This window comes from Polymorphospora sp. NPDC050346 (assembly GCF_040655695.1).
GTDB lineage: Bacteria > Actinomycetota > Actinomycetes > Mycobacteriales > Micromonosporaceae > Polymorphospora > Polymorphospora lycopeni.
The window spans coordinates 115,109-132,425 of the sequence record NZ_JBFAKM010000012.1 but is presented as its reverse complement, the minus strand read 5'-3'; the positions used below and the strand labels follow the sequence as shown (position 1 = coordinate 132,425).

General features: G+C 72.2%; 20 protein-coding genes. 13 read left to right on the top strand and 7 right to left on the bottom strand.

The window, feature by feature from the left end; genetic code table 11:
- Positions 1-257: 257 nt before the first annotated feature.
- From AB0I42_RS15175 to AB0I42_RS15165, 3 genes are all read left to right on the top strand, one after another.
- A complete protein-coding gene (locus AB0I42_RS15175) occupies positions 258-944 on the top strand; it encodes an ABC-2 family transporter protein (RefSeq protein ID WP_357537697.1) in 687 nt (228 codons plus the stop codon).
- Between the two features lie 76 nt (positions 945-1,020).
- The gene (locus AB0I42_RS15170; RefSeq protein ID WP_357537695.1) at positions 1,021-1,848 is read left to right on the top strand and encodes an ABC-2 family transporter protein; all 828 of its coding nucleotides are present in this window, start codon (positions 1,021-1,023) and stop codon (positions 1,846-1,848) included.
- Between the two features lie 11 nt (positions 1,849-1,859).
- Complete coding sequence (locus AB0I42_RS15165) at positions 1,860-2,840, top strand: ATP-binding cassette domain-containing protein (protein ID WP_357537693.1); 981 nt, start codon at positions 1,860-1,862, stop codon at positions 2,838-2,840.
- Here AB0I42_RS15165 and AB0I42_RS15160 read toward each other — a convergent pair.
- Positions 2,824-3,381, bottom strand: a complete 558-nt coding sequence (locus AB0I42_RS15160) for an XRE family transcriptional regulator (protein WP_357537691.1) — start codon at positions 3,379-3,381, stop codon at positions 2,824-2,826. The genes AB0I42_RS15165 and AB0I42_RS15160 overlap by 17 nt on opposite strands.
- 118 nt (positions 3,382-3,499) lie before the next feature.
- On the opposite strand from AB0I42_RS15160, the gene AB0I42_RS15155 reads away from it, so the two are divergent.
- Together AB0I42_RS15155 and AB0I42_RS15150 are read left to right on the top strand one after the other, a co-directional pair.
- Entirely contained in the window at positions 3,500-4,387 is an 888-nt protein-coding gene (locus tag AB0I42_RS15155; protein WP_357537689.1) for an AzlC family ABC transporter permease, read from the top strand.
- Complete coding sequence (locus AB0I42_RS15150) at positions 4,381-4,689, top strand: AzlD domain-containing protein (protein ID WP_357537687.1); 309 nt, start codon at positions 4,381-4,383, stop codon at positions 4,687-4,689. The genes AB0I42_RS15155 and AB0I42_RS15150 overlap by 7 nt, the downstream gene beginning before the upstream one ends.
- A 131-nt stretch (positions 4,690-4,820) precedes the next feature.
- Here AB0I42_RS15150 and AB0I42_RS15145 read toward each other — a convergent pair whose 3' ends face one another.
- From AB0I42_RS15145 to nadA, 3 genes are all read right to left on the bottom strand, one after another.
- Positions 4,821-5,423: a DUF3043 domain-containing protein gene (locus tag AB0I42_RS15145; RefSeq protein ID WP_357537685.1), complete on the bottom strand. Its 603-nt coding sequence runs from the start codon at positions 5,421-5,423 to the stop codon at positions 4,821-4,823.
- Between the two features lie 46 nt (positions 5,424-5,469).
- The gene (gene murA, locus AB0I42_RS15140; RefSeq protein WP_357537683.1) at positions 5,470-6,828 is read right to left on the bottom strand and encodes a UDP-N-acetylglucosamine 1-carboxyvinyltransferase; all 1,359 of its coding nucleotides are present in this window, start codon (positions 6,826-6,828) and stop codon (positions 5,470-5,472) included.
- Positions 6,829-7,085: 257 nt separating this feature from the next.
- Complete coding sequence (gene nadA / locus AB0I42_RS15135; protein ID WP_357537681.1) at positions 7,086-8,255, bottom strand: quinolinate synthase NadA; 1,170 nt, start codon at positions 8,253-8,255, stop codon at positions 7,086-7,088.
- Positions 8,256-8,324: 69 nt separating this feature from the next.
- On the opposite strand from nadA, the gene AB0I42_RS15130 reads away from it, so the two are divergent.
- The 4 genes from AB0I42_RS15130 to AB0I42_RS15115 all read left to right on the top strand — a co-directional run bounded on the left by AB0I42_RS15130 (position 8,325) and on the right by AB0I42_RS15115 (position 11,747).
- Complete coding sequence (locus tag AB0I42_RS15130) at positions 8,325-9,458, top strand: glycerate kinase (RefSeq protein WP_357537679.1); 1,134 nt, start codon at positions 8,325-8,327, stop codon at positions 9,456-9,458.
- Positions 9,459-9,603: 145 nt separating this feature from the next.
- Positions 9,604-9,972 (top strand): iron-sulfur cluster insertion protein ErpA, encoded by a 369-nt coding sequence (erpA, locus tag AB0I42_RS15125; protein ID WP_212821156.1) that lies wholly within the window; start codon positions 9,604-9,606, stop codon positions 9,970-9,972.
- Positions 9,973-10,202: 230 nt separating this feature from the next.
- The gene (locus tag AB0I42_RS15120; protein ID WP_357537677.1) at positions 10,203-11,180 is read left to right on the top strand and encodes a carbohydrate kinase family protein; all 978 of its coding nucleotides are present in this window, start codon (positions 10,203-10,205) and stop codon (positions 11,178-11,180) included.
- A gap of 36 nt (positions 11,181-11,216) precedes the next feature.
- On the top strand, positions 11,217-11,747 hold the full coding sequence (locus AB0I42_RS15115; RefSeq protein WP_357537675.1) for an ATP-binding protein: 531 nt from the start codon (positions 11,217-11,219) through the stop codon (positions 11,745-11,747).
- 121 nt (positions 11,748-11,868) lie between these two features.
- Here AB0I42_RS15115 and AB0I42_RS15110 read toward each other — a convergent pair whose 3' ends face one another.
- Entirely contained in the window at positions 11,869-12,099 is a 231-nt protein-coding gene (locus AB0I42_RS15110) for a sulfurtransferase TusA family protein (RefSeq protein WP_357537831.1), read from the bottom strand.
- A gap of 140 nt (positions 12,100-12,239) precedes the next feature.
- On the bottom strand, positions 12,240-13,391 hold the full coding sequence (locus AB0I42_RS15105; protein WP_357537673.1) for an aminotransferase class V-fold PLP-dependent enzyme: 1,152 nt from the start codon (positions 13,389-13,391) through the stop codon (positions 12,240-12,242).
- Positions 13,392-13,552: 161 nt separating this feature from the next.
- Here AB0I42_RS15105 and coxB point away from each other — a divergent pair, with 161 nt between their 5' ends.
- The 3 genes from coxB (at position 13,553) to AB0I42_RS15090 (ending at position 15,961) form a co-directional block, all read left to right on the top strand.
- Positions 13,553-14,497: a cytochrome c oxidase subunit II gene (coxB, locus tag AB0I42_RS15100; protein WP_357537671.1), complete on the top strand. Its 945-nt coding sequence runs from the start codon at positions 13,553-13,555 to the stop codon at positions 14,495-14,497.
- Positions 14,498-14,507: 10 nt separating this feature from the next.
- Entirely contained in the window at positions 14,508-14,933 is a 426-nt protein-coding gene (locus AB0I42_RS15095) for a cytochrome c oxidase subunit 4 (protein ID WP_357537669.1), read from the top strand.
- Between the two features lie 119 nt (positions 14,934-15,052).
- Positions 15,053-15,961, top strand: a complete 909-nt coding sequence (locus AB0I42_RS15090) for a PhzF family phenazine biosynthesis isomerase (protein ID WP_357537667.1) — start codon at positions 15,053-15,055, stop codon at positions 15,959-15,961.
- Positions 15,962-16,033: 72 nt separating this feature from the next.
- Here AB0I42_RS15090 and AB0I42_RS15085 read toward each other — a convergent pair whose 3' ends face one another.
- Complete coding sequence (locus AB0I42_RS15085; protein ID WP_357537665.1) at positions 16,034-16,450, bottom strand: CBS domain-containing protein; 417 nt, start codon at positions 16,448-16,450, stop codon at positions 16,034-16,036.
- Between the two features lie 144 nt (positions 16,451-16,594).
- On the opposite strand from AB0I42_RS15085, the gene AB0I42_RS15080 reads away from it, so the two are divergent.
- Positions 16,595-17,293, top strand: coding sequence for a DUF6882 domain-containing protein (locus AB0I42_RS15080; protein ID WP_357537663.1), 699 nt, complete (start codon positions 16,595-16,597; stop codon positions 17,291-17,293).
- The last annotated feature ends 24 nt before the right edge of the window (positions 17,294-17,317 follow it).

Here is a 17,317-nt window from a genome sequence, read left to right as displayed (position 1 = left end):
GCGGAAAATGTGTCGCTGGGCAGCCGCGGGCACCCGATAGAGTCACCCGGCTCGGTGCAGCGTGGTTGCGGAAGGAGGGTAGCGGCGTGGGCTCGGTGACCGCCACTACGGTAGCGGCGCGCCACCCAAACGTTGTCCTAAAGTTACGGACATTTGCCGCCATAACTGGCGCCGGATTCCGGCGATACTCTACGTACCGGCAGGCTACCGTCGCCGGGCTGTTCACCAACACCGTCTTCGGATTCCTGCGCTGCTACGTGTTGTTGGCCGTCGCCACCGGCACCGGGACGGGACTGGCCGCCGGCTACAGCCGCGAGCAGTTGGCGACCTTCGTCTGGGCCGGGCAGGGACTGCTCGCGGTGATCGGCATCTGGGGCTGGACCGAACTCGCCGACCGGATCCGCACCGGCGACGTGGCGAGCGACCTGCTGCGCCCGGTCGACCCGGTCACCAGCTATCTCGCCGGCGATCTCGGCCGCGCCGGGTACGCCGTACTGACCCGCTTCGTCCCGCCGGTGCTGACCGGGCCGCTCTTCTTCGACGTACACCTGCCGGCCCGGTGGCAGACGGTGCCGCTGTTCGCCGTGTCGATGCTGCTCGCGGTCGTCGTCTGCTTCGGCTGCCGCTACCTGGTCAACGCCACCGCCTACTGGCTGCACGACGCGCGCGGGGTGACGACCCTGTGGACGCTCGGCTCCGGGGTGCTCGCCGGCCTCTACTTTCCACTGCGGTTCCTGCCCGACTGGCTCTGGGGCACGATCTGGCTCGCGACCCCGCTGCCGAGCGTCATGCAGGCGCCGCTGGACGTGCTCGTCGAACGTGATCCGGCACCTGTCCAGCTCGGCATCGTGGGCGTGCAACTCGGCTGGGCGGTCGCGGTGCTGGCCGGTTGCCGGGTGGTGCAGCACCGCGCCGAACGGCGCCTGGTGGTGCAGGGTGGCTGACGCCAGCAGGGTGGTGCAGGGTGGCTGACGCCAGCAGGGTGGTGCAGGGTGGCTGACGCCAGCAGGGTGGTGCAGGGTGGCTGACGCCAGCAGGGTGGCTGAGGGGGGTGCCGGCCGCGCCTATCTGGCGCTGCTGCGGGGACAGGTCCGCGCCCAGGCGTCGTACCGGGTCTCCTTCGTCGTCGACCTGCTCAGCAACGTCGGGGCGACGGTGTTCGACGTACTCTCCGTGCTCGTCCTCTTCCGGGTGACCCGCGACCTGGCCGGCTTCGGGCTGGCCGAGGCGATGGTCATGGTCGGCCTGTCGGCCGCCGCGTTCGCCACCGCCGACCTCGCGGTCGGCAACATCGAGCGGGTCAAGCACTACGTCCGGACCGGCCTGTTCGACGCCGTACTGGTCCGGCCGCTGGGATCGCTGCCGCAACTGCTGCTGATGGACCTGCCGCTGCGCAAGGTGTCGCGGGTGCTCTTCGGCGTCGTCGTGCTGGTGGTCGCGCTGGTCGCCGCCGACGTCGACTGGACGCCCGGACGCGTCGCGCTGGCCGTGGTGGCGCCGCTGGCCGGGGCGGTGTTCTTCGGCTCGATCTTCGTGATCGGTGCCAGCGTGGCGTTCTGGTGGATCGAGTCCGGCGAGATCGCCAACGCCTTCACGTACGGCGGGCGGGACTTCACGTCGTACCCGGTGACCGTCTACAGCGGATGGTTCCGGCGGCTGTTCGCGTACGGCCTGGGTTTCGCGTTCGTCGCCTACTACCCGGCGCTGGCGCTGCTCGGCCGGACCGACCCGCTGGGCCTGCCGGTCTGGGTCGGCTGGGCCGCGCCGGGCGTGGCGGTGGTCGCGGCGACGGTCGCCGCCGTGGTGTGGCGGGTCGGCGTCCGGCACTACCGGAGTACGGGCTCGTGAGTGGAGATGTCGTGATCGAGGTGTCCGGGCTGCGCAAGGAATTCACGGTACGGGTCCGCAAGGGGCGGCTGCGCCGCGAGCGGCGTACGGTGACCGCCGTCGACGGCGTCGACCTGACGGTGGCTCCCGGCGAGATGCTCGGCTACATCGGACCGAACGGGGCCGGCAAGTCGACGACGTTGAAGATGCTGACCGGGGTGCTGAGTCCGTCGGGTGGCCGGGTCCGGGTCTGCGGATTCGAGCCGGTGCCGCAGCGGACCAGGCTGGCGCTGCGGATCGGGGTCGTCTTCGGCCAGCGGTCGCAGCTCTGGTGGGACCTGCCGCTGCGGGACTCGTTCGACCTGCTGCGGCACATCTACCGGGTGCCCCCGGCCGACCATGCGGCCCGGCTGCGCCGCTGCCGTGCCCTGCTCGACCTCGACGCCTTCCTGGACACCCCGGTCCGGCAGCTGTCGCTGGGGCAGCGGATGCGCGGGGAGTTGACCGCGGCGCTGCTGCACGGGCCGTCGGTGCTCTTCCTCGACGAGCCGACGATCGGGCTGGACGTGCTGAGCCGGCAGGCGGTCCGCGGGTTCCTCGCCGAGCTGGGGGCGGCCGGTGACACGACGCTGGTGCTGACGACCCACGACCTCGCCGACATCGAGCGGCTGTGCCGGCGGCTGGTCGTGATCGACCACGGCCGGGTGGTGCACGACGGAACGATCGAGGCGTTGCACGCCCGCTACCGGTCCCGCCGGCTGGTGGTGATCGACCTGGACGCCCCGCTGGCCGACCCGCCGCCGGTGCCCGGTGCGGTCCTGGAACGGGTCGAGGCCGACGGCCGGCGGCTGACGTACGGGCTCGACACGGCGACCGTCGGCGGCTTGATCGGCCGGCTGTCCGGGGTCGCCGAGTTGCGCGACATCTCGATCGTGGAGCCGGACATCGAGGACGTGGTGGCGAGGTTGTACTCGGCTCCGGGCCGGGAACGGCACCCTACGGGTGCTCCATGACGAGGATGCCGAACGTGCCCGGTTCCAGCGCCTCGTAGTGGTGGGGGACGTCCCCGGCGAACGTCGCGTAGTCGCCCGGTCCGAGTTCGACCGGGTCGGAGACCGGCCCGGTACGCAGCCGACCGGCCGCGAGCAGGATGTGTTCGACACTGCCGGGGATGTGTGGTTCGGCGTGCCGCCCGCTGCCCGGTTCGACCGCCAGCCGGTAGATGTCCCGCCGGGCGTGCGGGGAGCCGGCGGCGAGCAGGGTCGCGGTCAGGTCGGCGTGTTCGGAACGTACGGCCGGGCCTTCGCCGGCCCGCACCACCCGTACGGCCGGGCCGGGCGGCTCGACCAGGCGGCTGAACGGGATGCCGAGCGCCACCCCGAGCGACCAGAGTGTCTCCACGCTCGGGTTGCCGTTGCCGGCCTCCAGTTGGGAGAGCGTCGACTTGGCGATCCCGGCGCGGCGGGCCAGCTCGGTCAGGGAGAGGCCGGCGCGGTCCCGTTCGCGGCGCAGGGCGACCGCGATCGTGGCCAGCGGGGAGGCGTGCGAGGTCATGTTCGCTCCATCGGTCACTTCGTTCGGTTTGACGAACAGCAGGTGCCGGGTCCATTATCCGATAGTGCGTACGGTGAAGCGAACACCCGGTCCGGTCGGCCGAACATCCGGCCCCGCTGTGCGTTCGGGGACCGGCGGGGCGGCGATGCGCCGCGACGTCGCCGCGATCGCCGCCGCCATGATCGCCGTCGGCGCCTCGTTCGGCGCGATCGCCGTCGGCGCCGGCATCCCGGTCTGGGCCATTGTCGCCCTGTCGTCGATCGTCTACGCCGGTGGCGCCCAGTTCATGGCCGTCGGGCTGATCGCCGCCGGCAGCCCGTTCGCCGCCGTCTTCGCCGGCCTGCTGCTCAACGCCCGGCACCTGCCGTTCGGGCTGGCGATCGGCGATGTGTTCGGCGGGCGGTGGAGCCGCCGCGTGCTCGGCAGCCACCTGATGACCGACGAGGCGACCGCGTTCAGCCTCGCCCAGCCCGAGGGGGAGGCCCGCCGTCGGGCGTTCTGGTTGGCCGGCATCGTGCTCTTCCTCGCCTGGAACGTCGGCACGATCGTCGGCGTACTGCTCGGTGGCGCCGCCGGTGACCCGGCCGCCCTGGGCCTCGACGCCGCGTTCCCGGCCGGCCTGATCGCCCTGATCCTGCCCGCGCTGCGGGACCGGGACACCCGTCGGGTGGCCCTGCTCGGCGCGCTGGTGGCCGTGGTCACCACGCCGCTGCTGCCCGCCGGGCTGCCGGTCCTGCTCGCCCTCACCGGCCTCACCGTGCTGTTCCTGCCCCGCCGCCGCGAACCGGCGCCGGTGCCGGCGACCGATCCCGCCGCGGAGTCGGCGGCCGGTCCCGAACCGCCGGCTGGGTCCACTTCCGAGCCGGTGGCCGGGCACACTCCCGAACCGTCGGCTGGCCACGCTCCCGAGCCGGTGGCCGGTCCCGCGTCCGGGGCCGTGCCGAGGACGGGTGGCCGGGTGGCCGCCGACGCGCCCGTACCGGGCCGGGAGGAGTCGACGTGCTGATCGCGGTGATCGCGGCGCTGGCCGTGGGTACGTTCACGTTCCGCTTCGCCGGAGTGGCACTGCGCGACCGGCTCGACCTGCCCGACCGGGTACGGCAACTGCTGCCGATGGCCGCGGCGGCGCTGCTCGCCGCGCTGGCCGCCACCGCGGCGCTGACCGAGGCCGGTGCCGCCGCGGGTGTCGCCCGTCCGGCCGGGGTGCTGGTCGGGGCGGTGCTGGCGTGGCGCCGGGCGCCGTTCGTCGTGGTGGTCGTCGCCGCGGCCGTGACGGCGGCGGTCCTGCGCCTGCTCGGCGTGCACTGACGAAATCGATCTGAGCGTGAGGGACCTTATCCACGTCGGATAAGGTCCCTCACGCTCAGATCACGAACGTCGGTCGCCTCGTCGCGGCGGAACCGGCCCGCCGGTGCCGGCGAGCACCCGGCGGACCGGACCTAGATCTTGGCGCCGAGTTGCACCTGCGGCACCGGCGTACGCATCCGGCGGAACGTGATCGCCCGCATGATGGCGTAGAGGTAGACCCCGCCCAATCGCTGCGTCGAGTCGGGGAACCGCTGCTGGACCAACTTCTTGATCTTTCGGCTGATCAGCACCGAGTCGATGACGACGCCGATCGCGAGCGTGGCCCAGAGCAGGTTGGAGACCAGCCGCACGATCGGCGGCATGGCGGCAGACGAGCCGATCAGCACGATCAGCGCGCCACCGAAGAACCAGGTGCCGACCGTACGCCGGGAGTCGACCACGTCGCGGGCCAGCCGCCGCTCGGGGCCGCGGTCGCGTGGCCCGCCCTCGCGGCGGAACTCCTCGGCGGCCTCGGCGCGAAGCTGACGACGCTTCGCGCGGGCCTCTTCCTTGGTCAGCGGCTTGGTGTCACCGGCGCCCCGGCGGCCCACGCTCGGCCGCTTCGGGGTCTCCTTGCCGAGTTCCTTCTTGCTGGGCGTGTAGCCCTTTGGACGTGCGTGAGCCGGCTCGGGCGTCTCTTCGACGACCGGCTCCTCGACGACGGCGGTTGACTTACGACGAAACAACGACGGCACCCCTAGAGGGTAACGAAGCCCCGACGGGCCGCCCACCGAGGCGGGGTCAGGGCCGTTCCACGTGGGCGCCGAGGGCGGCGAGCTTGGCCTCGAAGTCCTCGTAGCCACGGTTGATCAGGTCCACGCCGTACACCCGGGACGTGCCCTCGGCGGCCAGGGCCGCGATCAGGTGGCTGAACCCGGCGCGCAGGTCGGGGATGACCAGATCGGCGGCGTGCAGCTTGCTCGGGCCGGCGATGACCGCGGAGTGGTTGAAGTTGCGCCGGCCGAAGCGGCACGGGGTGCCGCCGAGGCAGTCCCGGTAGACCTGGATCGTCGCGCCCATCTTGTTGAGCGCCTCGGTGTAGCCGAGCCGCTGCTCGTAGACGGTCTCGTGGACGATCGACAGGCCGCGGGCCTGGGTCAGCGCCACCACCAGCGGCTGCTGCCAGTCGGTCATGAAACCCGGGTGTACGTCGGTCTCCAGCGCGGTCGCCTTCAACTCGCCGCCCGGGTGCCAGAAGCGGATGCCGCCCTCCTGGCCGAGGTGCCCGGCCCGCGGCGCCCGCGGGTCGGTGATCTCGTACGCGCCGCCGACCGAGCGGAAGACGTTGAGGAACGTCATCATGTCGCCCTGCTCGGCGCCGAGGACCTCGACGTCGCCGCGGGTGGCCAGGGCCGCCGCCGCCCAGCTCGCCGCCTCGATCCGGTCCGGGATCGGCCGGTGCGTGTAGCCGCTGAGCCGGGGCACGCCCTGGATCTCGATCACCCGGTCGGTGTGCACCGTGATGATCGCGCCCATCTTCTGCAGGATGCAGATCAGGTCGACGATCTCCGGCTCGACGGCCGCGTTGCGCAGCTCGGTGACGCCCTCGGCCATCACCGCGGTCAGCAGCACCTGCTCGGTGGCGCCGACACTCGGGTACGGCAGCTCGAACTTGGTGCCGCGCAGGCCGTTCGGGGCGGTCAGGTGCAGCCCCTCCGGGGTCTTCTCGACGACCGCGCCGAACTCCCGCAGCGCCTGCAGGTGGAAGTCGATCGGCCGGGGGCCGATGTGGCAGCCGCCCAGGTCGGGGATGAAGGCGTGGCCGAGCCGGTGCAGCAGCGGCCCGCAGAACAGGATCGGGATGCGGCTCGACCCGGCATGCACGTTGATCTCGTCGGTCGACGCCCGCTCGACGTTGGCCGGGTCGAAGACCAGCTCGCCGTCCTCGGCTCCGTCGGAGACCCGTACGCCGTGCAGTTCGAGCAGGCCCCGCACGACCTCGACGTCGCGGATGCGCGGTACGTCGAACAGGCGGCTGGGGGCGTCGCCGAGCAGTGCCGCGACCATCGCCTTGGAGACGAGGTTCTTGGCGCCACGGACCCGGATCTGACCCTGCAGGGGAGTGCCGCCGTGCACAGCCAGGACATCATTGGTCGCCAACGCAAAACCTCCAGCGCGTCGATGAAGCTATCGGGGTGGCCGGCCGGGGCGGGCCGGGCGGCGCATCGCGTCGTCGCCCAGGCGGGTCGTGAGCCGAACCTTCAGTGGAACCGGGCCGCGGACCGGACCGGTGTCGCTCCGGCAGCATAGCCCTCGGTGATGGGGGATAAGTTACCCATCTGGCTTCAGGTGGCACAAAAAGGGGACGCTTCTACCCAACTGTAAATTGTTGGTCACTTACCGTGATGCCCGGACGGTTACGGAAGCGCGAGCATCTGGTCGAGTGCGACCCGGGCGTGATGCGCGGTGTCGGCATCGACCGTGATCTGGTTGGGTACCCGCCCGGCGACCAGTTCCTCCAGCGCCCAGACCAGGTGCGGCAGGTCGATGCGGTTCATCGTCGAGCAGTAGCAGACCGCCTTGTCGAGGAACATGATCTGCTTGTCCGGGTTGGCGAGCGCGAGCCGGCGTACGAGGTTGAGCTCGGTGCCCACCGCCCACGCCGAACCGGCCGGCGCGGCCTCGATCGTCCTGATGATGTATTCGGTCGAGCCGACCTGGTCGGCGGCGTTGACCACCTCGTGCCGGCACTCCGGGTGCACCAGCACGTTGACCCCGGGCACCCGCTCGCGCACCTCGTTGACGCTGTCGAGGGTGAACCGCCCGTGCACCGAGCAGTGCCCGCGCCACAGGATCATCCGGGCGTCGCGGAGCTGCTGGGCGGTCAGGCCGCCGTTGGGCTTGTGCGGGTCGTAGAGCACGCAGTCGTCGAGCGAGAAGCCCATCTCCAGTACGGCCGTGTTGCGGCCCAGGTGCTGGTCGGGCAGGAAGAGAACCTTCTCACCCTGCTCGTACGCCCAGGTCAGCGCCCGCTTGGCGTTGGAGGAGGTGCAGACCACACCGCCGTTGCGGCCGACGAAGCCCTTGATGTCCGCCGACGAGTTCATGTAGGTCACCGGCACCGTCGACGCCGCCACACCCGCGTCGGCCAGCACCTCCCAGGCCGCCTCGACCTGGCCGAGCACGGCCATGTCGGCCATCGAACAGCCGGCCGCCAGGTCCGGCAGCACCACCTTCTGCGCGGCGGTGGTCAGGATGTCGGCGCTCTCGGCCATGAAGTGCACACCGCAGAACACGATGTATTCCGCGTCGGGGCGGGCCGCCGCCTCCCGGGCCAGCTTGAACGAGTCACCCGTCACGTCGGCGAACTGGATCACCTCGTCGCGCTGGTAGTGGTGCCCCAGCACGAAGAGCCGGCTGCCCAGCGCCGCCTTCGCCGCGGTCGCCCGGGCCACCAGGTCGGGGTCGCTCGGTGCGGGCAGGTCACCCGGACACTCCACGCCGCGCTCGGTGGACGGGTCGGATCCCCGCCCCAGCAGCAGCAGTGCGGTGGCGGTGTTGGACGGCTCTACCCAGGTCGCGGTCACGCGTCCAATGCTCCCACAATGGCGCCCACTGTCACCTCGAGCCGGTGTGGCCTGCCACACTGCCGAACTATGCGGATCCTCATCTGTCCGGACAAGTTCGCCGGCACGCTGTCGGCCCCCGAGGTGGCCGCCGCGGTGACGCAGGGCTGGCATTCCGTCGTACCGGCCGACGAGACCGTCGCCCGGCCGCTCGCCGACGGCGGACCCGGCTTCGTCGAGGTGCTGGCCGGGGCGACCGGCGGGCGGCGGATCCCGGTACGCACCGTCGACCCCCTCGGCCGGCCGGCCGAGGGCGAGGTCCTGGTCGTCGGCGACACCGCCTACGTCGAGAGCGCCCAGGCGTGCGGCCTGCACCTGCTGTCGACCGCCGAACGGGACCCGAAGACCACCACCTCGTACGGCCTCGGCCTGCTCGTCGCCGCCGCGGTCGAGACCGGCGTCCGGCGGATCGTCCTCGGGCTGGGCGGCTCGGCGACCAACGACTGCGGCGGTGGCATGCTCGCCGCGCTGGGCGCCGCCCCGGTCGACGCCGCCGGCCTCGCCCTGCCGTACGGCGGTGCCGCCCTCGCCGCCGCCGAGGGGCTCGGCGGCACCCCCCGGCTGCGCGGCGTCGAACTGGTCGCCGCCACCGACGTGGACAGTCCGCTGACCGGCCTGCACGGCGCGTCGAACGTCTTCGGACCGCAGAAGGGCGCCACCCGCGAGGACGTACTGCTCCTCGACGCCGCGCTGGAGCGGTTCGCCGACGTGCTCGCCCACGCCCTGCCGGACTGCCCGCCGGGCCTGACCGCACTGCCCGGCGCGGGGGCCGCCGGCGGGCTGGGTGCGGCCGTGCTCGCTCTCGGCGGCCGCTGCGAATCCGGCATCGCGCTGGTCACCCGCGTGATCGGGCTGGACGAGGCGCTCGACGCGGCCGACCTGGTGATCACCGGGGAGGGCTCGTTCGACCACCAGTCGCTGCGCGGCAAGGTGGTGACCGGGGTGGCCGGCAGCGCCCGCGACCGGGGCATCCCGTGCGTGGTGGTGGCCGGCCGGGTCAGCACCGGGCGGCGGGAGGCGGCGGTGGCCGGGATCACCGAGACGTACAGCCTGGTCGACCACTTCGGGGGCGAGGAACGCGGCGGCGTCGAGGCGGCGATGACCCGCCCGGCGGACGGGCTGCGGGAGATCGCCGCCGACCTGGCCCGCCAGTGGAGCCGGTGACGCGACTCTCAGCGACGTACCATGGGTAGGTAGTCCCGATTGGGAATCACCGGCCGGCCGGTTAGCGTTGGCCAGGTCAGTACGAACATCCAGCACGGAACATCCGCGGAACGATCACCGCCATCGGCGCAGGGAGACCTTCATCGTGACCACTTCAGCGAACACCGAGTCGACCGAGGCCACGGCCCCGACCACGATTCTGCTCACCGACGTCGCGGCGCAGAAGGTCAAGGCCCTGATCGAGCAGGAAGGCCGGGACGACCTGCGGCTGCGGGTGGCGGTGCAGCCCGGCGGCTGCTCCGGCCTGCGCTACCAGCTCTTCTTCGACGAGCGGTCGCTCGACGGTGACATCGTCACCGAGTTCGACGGCGTCGAGGTCGTCGTCGACCGGATGAGCGCCCCCTACCTGGCCGGCGCCAGCATCGACTTCGCCGACCGGATCGACGCGCAGGGCTTCACCATCGACAACCCCAACGCGCAGAACTCCTGCGCCTGCGGCGACTCGTTCCACTGAGCCGTACGACACCGACGGGGGCCACGGATCCGTGACCCCCGTCGGCGTTTCCGGACCCGTTTTCCGGCTGACGGGTGGGGGCACCGGGTGGCGTCCGACGGGTCGCGGGATGGCGCCGGGTGCGGGCCGCCCGGCGGGTGAACGACGGGTGGCGGGCGATCGACCGACCGGCGGACGGCCGGTAGGCTGATCGGGCGCACCGCCCCCCGTAGCCGACCCAGAAGGCCGCCATGAAGATCGCCGTTTCCGGCTCGATCGCCACCGACCACCTGATGCATTTCCCCGGCAGATTCGCCGACCAGCTCATCGCCGACCAGTTGCACAAGGTGTCGCTGTCGTTCCTCGTTGACGAGCTGGTCGTCCGCCGGGGCGGCGTCGCGGCCAACATCGCGTTCGGGATGGCCCAGCTCGGCCTGCGCCCGGTGCTGCTCGGCGCGGTCGGCGCCGACTTCGCCGACTACCGGTCCTGGCTCGAGCGGCACGGCGTCGACTGCGAATCGGTGCACGTCAGCGAGGTGGCCCACACCGCGCGTTTCGTCTGCACCACCGACCTCGACATGTGCCAGATCGCGTCGTTCTACGCCGGCGCGATGAGCGAGGCCCGCAACGTCGAGATCGCCCCGGTCGCCGCCCGGGTCGACGGTCTCGACCTGGTCCTGGTCAGCGCCAACGACCCGGCCGCGATGCTCCGGCACTCCGAGGAGTGCCGCGACCGTGGCTACGCCTTCGCGGCCGACCCGTCGCAGCAGCTCGCCCGCATGGACGGCGCCGACGTGATCAGGCTCATCGAGGGCGCCGACTTCCTGCTCACCAACGACTACGAGAATTCGCTGCTGGAATCCAAGACCGGCCTGACCGGTGACCAGGTCCTCGACCGCGTCAAGATCCGCGTCACCACCCTCGGCAAGGACGGGGCGGAGATCACCGGTCGCGACATCGAGCGCATCCACGTACCGATCGCCCGCGACGTCCAGGCCCAGGACCCGACCGGTGTCGGCGACGGCTTCCGGGCCGGCTTCTTCGCCGGCCTGTCCTGGGGCCTCAGCCTCGAACGGTCCGCCCAGGTCGGGTCGCTGCTGGCCGCCCTGGTGCTGGAGACCGTCGGCACCCAGGAATACGAGGTACGCCCCGACGTCTTCGTCAAGCGCCTCGGCGAGTCGTACGGCGACCACGTCGCCGAGGACGTACGCCCGCACCTGGGCGCGTGACCGGGGCGCCGCTGCCCGGGGCGTGGCGGTGACGGCGTGACCACCCGAACCGGTGCGCCGGCCCGCCCGCTGCTCGTGGTCTTCGCCGGGCTGCCCGGCGTCGGCAAGAGCACCCTGGCGAGACAGGTCGGGTCGGCGCTGCGGGTGCCCGTGCTCGCCGTCGACCCGGTCGACCGTGAGCTGGGCCGGCACGAGGTGACCGAACCCCGCCCCGGCCACGCCGCGTACGGCATCGTCGCCGCCCAGGCCGAGACACAGCTCGGCATGGGTGTGCCGGTGGTCGTCGACGCGGTCAACCCGGTCGCCGCGACCCGCCGGCTGTGGCAGGAGATCGCCGACCGCACCGGCGTGCCGCTGCGGGTGGTCGAGGTGTGGTGCGGCGACGAGACGGAGCACCGGCGCCGGGTCGAGAGTCGGCTGGCCGAGGAGGGCGGCGCCGGGACGCCGGACTGGGCGCAGGTGGTCGGCCGGCGGGCCGAATACGAGCCGTACGTCGGCCCGCGCCTGATCGTCGACACCGCTGTCCCCGGCGACCCGCTGCCCGGCCTGCTGGCATACCTGCGCTGAGCCGCGCCCCCGCCGCCCCGCCACGATCGAGGCCGGTGCGTTGATCAAGGACTTGTTGCGCGCCAGGTCGGACACATCGGCCACGACTAGTCCTTGATCAGCCCTCAGGCGTGCCGGTCGGTCAGGTGGTGCGGCGGACGTCGTACGCCGGGGTGTCCCCGACGGTGGTCGGGCCGACGAACTCCTGGCCCCGCATCCGGCACCAGGCCGGGATGTCGTTGCCGGCCGCCGGGTCGTCGGCCAGCACCCGCAGCACCGTGCCCACCGGCACCTCCGGCAGCCGGCGGGCCAGCCTGATCACCGGCAACGGGCACCGCTGCCCCCGGCAGTCGAGCACCTCCACCGCCTCCACCCCCACCTCCGGGTCCGACACCGTCTCTCCCAAGATCTCCACGATCAGGGGCCGAGTCCCAAGATCCCCGTGATCAGGGGCCAGGGACCCCGACTCGCCGCCGACCGCCCGACGTACTCCCTGATCACGCGGATCATGGGTCAGAGGTCGGTTACGCCGGCCTCGGCGCGCAGGGCGGCCACCACCTCGGGGAGTTCGGCGAGGAAGCGGGTCACCTCGGCCTCCGTCGTGCCGCGGTGCAGCGAGACGCGTACGTTGCCGTGCGACAGCACCCCCATCGCCTCCAGCACGTGCGACGGGCGCAGCGTCGACGACGTACAGGACGAGCCCGACGAGACGGCGAAACCGCGCCGGTCCAGGGCGTGCAGCAGCGCCTCGCCGTCGACGTACAGGCACGAGAACGTCACCAGGTGCGGCAGCCGGTCCACCGGGTCGCCGACCACCTCGACGTCCGGCACCGTCGCCGCCACCGTCGACCGGATCCGGTCGACCAGCGCCGCCAGCCGAGCCGCCTCCGCCGTCGCCTCGGCCGCCACCGCCCGCAGCGCCGCCGCCGCGGCGACCACCGCCGGCAGGTTCACCACCCCGGGCGTACGCCCCGACTCCCGCTCGTCCTCCGGATACGGCGACTCCCACCGGGTGCCCTTGCGCACCACCAGCACGCCGACACCGGGCGGCCCACCCCACTTGTGGGCGCTGGCCGTCAGCACCGACCAGCCGTCCGGCAGTGGCACCCGGCCGACCGACTGGGCCGCGTCGACGTACAGCGGCACCCCGGCGTCGGCGCAGGCCCGGGCGGCCGCCGCCACCGGCTGGACGGTGCCGACCTCGTGGCTGGCGCTGATCAACGCGGCCAGTGCCACCCCGGGCCCGGCCACCGCCGCCGACCAGGCGTCGAGATCGAGCCGGCCGAGCCGGTCCACCGGCACCGGGACGGCCGAACCGCCGGCCGCGACGTGCCGCCCCGCGGCGTGCAGCACCGCCGAGTGCTCGACCGCCGAGTGCACCAGCACCGTCCCGCTCCGGCGGCGCCCGGCCAGCCCGCCCAGCACCGCGGCGTGCGCGGCGGTCGTACCGCTGGCGGTGAACGACACCTCGTCGGGGCGTACCCCGAGGGTTTCGGCGGTCGCGGCCCGGGCCGCGTCGAGTAACTGGCGGGCCCGGCGGGCCTGCGTGTAGAGCCGGGCCGGATCGGCCCAGCCGTCCGCCAGGGCCGCCAGCAACGCCTCGCGGGCCACCGGGTGCGGCGGTGCCGCCGTCGCCGCGTCGAGGTAAACGCCTGTCACGCCCACCTGTAGGACGGTAGTCCCCCTCGTGGTCAGGTCCGCCATTCGCCCACCCCAAGGCCGTCGGGCCGGGCATGGTCGAGTAATCTGCGACCGTCGGTGACGCCCTTGCCGCCGGTGCTGACGAACCAACACCCACCGCGGCGCTCCCAGGGAGGCAGGACAAGGTGCTCGCAAGGCGCTCGGAATCAGGACCCACGGCCGCCAGGCGCAGTTCGCGCAGCCGCGTTGGACGGCTGGCCGGCCTCGGTGCCGGTGGTGCGGTGTCGCTGATCACGCTCACCGGCTGTGACGTCGGTGCCGCGTTCGGCGGGTTCGGGTGGCCGCAGGGCGGCATCACCCCCGAGGCCAACCGGATGTACGACCTGTGGATCGGCTCCACCATCGCGGCCCTGGCCGTCGGCTTCTTCACCTGGGGCCTGATCTTCTGGTGCATCATCCGCTACCGCAAGCGTGGCGACGAGCTGCCCGTCCAGACCCGGTTCAACATGCCGATGGAGTTCCTTTACACCATCGCGCCGATCCTGATCGTCGCCGTGCTCTTCTACTACACGGCGATCGTGCAGACCGACGTCGACAAGACCTCCCGCAACCCCGACATCACCGTCGAGGTCGTGGCGTTCAAGTGGAACTGGCAGTTCAACTACCGGGACGGCGTCGGCCCCGACGCGAACACGACCGCGTCGGTGCTCGGTTCGGACGACATCATCCCGGTCCTGGTCCTGCCCACCGGGCGGTCCGTCCGCTTCGAGGAGACCAGCAAGGACGTCATCCACTCCTTCTGGGTGCCGGAGATGCTCTTCAAGCGCGACGTCTTCCCGGGCAACGTCCGCAACGCCTTCCAGGTGACCAGCATCGACTCCGAGGGAGCCTTCGTCGGCCGCTGCGCCGAACTGTGCGGCACCTACCACTCGATGATGAACTTCGAGCTGCGGGTCGTCTCGCCGGAGCGGTACGACCAGTACCTCGCCGCGCTGCAGGGCGGCAGCACGCCGCAGCAGGCGCTCACCGCGATCGGTGAGGAGCCGTTCGCGGTCACGACGGTGCCGTTCGACACCAAGCGCACCGCGCAGAATTTCGGCAACGACGGCGCCAGCGGCGCGGGAAGCTGAGGACCGGGGCATGAAGACCGAGTGGCGCCTATTCCTCATCATCGCCGGGTTCCTTCTCTTCGCGACCTTCGTCTACGGCTTCTGGACCAACGGTCAGCTCGGCCACGTCGAGTGGATCGGTACGGTGGCCCTGGCCCTGTCGTTCCTGCTCTGCACGATGTGCGGCGGCTTCTTCTGGTTCGTGTCGCGGCGCATCGACCTGCGGCCGGAGGACCGGCCGGACGCCGAGATCAGCGACGGTGCCGGTGAGATCGGCTTCTTCAGCCCCGGCAGCTACTGGCCCTTCGGCATCGCCCTGGCGGCCACGGTCGCCGGTCTCGGCCTGGTGTTCTGGCAGCTCTGGCTGGTGGCCGTCGGCATGGTCGCGGTCATCCTGACCGCGTGCGGCCTGCTGTTCGAGTACTACACCGGCACCCGGCGCACCGCCGAGCACTGACCTACCCGTACCACCAGCCTGTCGGCCAGCGGGCCGGATGTGGCCCACCCGGAACCGGGCAGGCCACATCCGGCCCGCTGGCCGTTTTCGGCTCTCCGGCCCGCCGATAGGGTCGGCCGATGGAGATCCTGCGGTACGCCGCCTTCACCAGTGACCCCGCGGGCGGCAATCCCGCCGGTGTGGTGCTCGACGCCTCCGGTGTCGACGACGCGACCATGGCGGCCGCCGCCGCCGAGGTCGGATTCTCCGAGACGGCGTTCCTGATTCCGTCCGCCGACGGCGTCCCATCCGCCGACGGCATCCCGCCCGCAGACGGCATCCCAGCCGACGGCATTCCGCCCGCGGTGCGCGAGTTGGCCGTGCGGTATTTCAGTCCGTTGGTCGAGGTGCCCTTCTGCGGGCACGCCACGATCGCCGCCGCGGTCGCGTACGCCCGGCGGCACGGTCCCGGCACGCTGCGCCTGCGTACGAAGTCCGGCCCGGTCGAGGTCACGACCACACTGACCGCCGACGGTGCCGTACAGGCCACCCTGACCAGTGTGCCGCCCCGCACCGCGTCCATCTCCGAGCCGGACCTCGCCGAGACGCTGTCCGCGCTCGGCTGGTCGGTCGACGACCTGGACCCGGCGATGCCGCCCCGCGCCGCCTTCGCGGGCGCCTGGCATCCGATCATCGCCGTCGCCTCCCGGGCCCGCCTCGCCGACCTCGACTACGACGGCCCCGCCCTGCTGGAGGTCATGAACCGCAACGACTGGGTGACGGTGAACCTGGTCTGGCGGGAGTCGGCGGACGTCTTCCACGCCCGCAACCCGTTCCCGACCGGCGGTGTCGTGGAGGACCCGGCCACCGGTGCGGCCGCCGCGGCCCTCGGTGGCTATCTGCGCGAGCTGGCACTCGTCCGGCCGCCGGCCCGGCTCACGGTCCACCAGGGCCACGACATGGGCCGGCCGGGGACGATCGTCGTCGGGGTGTCGGCGGAAGCCGGCAGCGGCATCGCGGTCTCCGGGACCGCGGTCCAGCTCGGATAGCCGGTTCGGCGGGCCGCTCCGGCCCGCCGAACCGCCGGGTCGGGGCCGTCCGGCCGCCGACCCGGCACCCGGTCAGTGCTGCGAGATGGACTCGACCAGGTCACCGACCGGCCGGTCGGGCAGCGCCCGGGCGACGTCCGCCACGGCGACGATGCCGATCAGCTCGTGCCCGTCGATGACCGGCAGCCGGCGTACCTGGTATTCGCTCATGGTCTCCAGGATCTCCTCGGCGTCGTCGTCCGCACCGATGGTCACCGGCTTGCCCTCGGCCAGTTCGCCAGCGGTGACGCCGCGCGGATCGCGGCCGGCGGCAATGACCTTCACCACGATGTCGCGGTCGGTCAGCATCCCCTTGAGCTGGTTGTCCTCGCCGCAGATGGGCAGCGAGCCGACGTCCAGTTCCATCATCTGGCGGGCGGCGGTCTGCAGATCGTCGTTCGCCCCGATGCAGGTGACGCCCGGCGTCATGATGTCTCGTGCGCTTCGCATGGTCCCTACCTCCGTCGTTCCCGGTCCGCGTCGAGTACCCGCCCCGGTGGGGCCGATTCCTCCGGCACGGTCGGCGGCCGGGCACTGTCCGTATCGGGATGAACCGCCACAGTCAGGTCGACAACGGGCGGTATATTCCGCCGCATGACGGAACCCCTCACCCTCGACGACCTGGTCAACGATGCCGCGTTCTACTCCTGGGAACACCAGGAGCACCTGATCGACCTGACCGAACAACTCGGCGAGCACCGCTTCCACGTCGATCTCAACGCCCGGCGGCTGGACCTCCTCGGCGCGGGTACGTTGAGCACCACGCTCGGCATGCTCGGGTCGACCTCGGAGCGGCTGGGCACCTGGCTGTGGGGGTGGGCCAACCCGTCCGGCTTCACCCCCGAGGTCACCGCCATGTCGCTGCGGGTGGCCGAGTTCGGCCGGCAGCACGGCATCCGGGAACTGGCCGACGCCGAGGTCCCGCTCACCCCGGACCTCGCCCCCCGGCTCACCGAGGCGGCGAAGGTGGTCACCCGGTGCTGGACCGGCTACTCGCTCGCGGCCGGGCCGGGCACCCGCGTGCACCTGCTGATCGACGGGCCGGAGCTGGCCCTTCCCGCACCGAACCTGCCCCGGACGGTCCGGGTCATCGGCGAGGCGCTCGCCAACGGCCTCGTCCGCGACCACCGTCGGGCCCTGCTGTCGTACGCACACCTGCGCCGGCTGCGGACGAAGGTCGACGGCTCGACGGTACGGCTGCGGCTGCCCGAGGGCGTGCTGACGGTGACGTTCGACAGTCTCGGCCGGATCGGTGGGATGTCCGGCGAGATGGTGGGGCGCGGCGCCGCCTGACGGGGCGGCCACACCGGCCCGGAA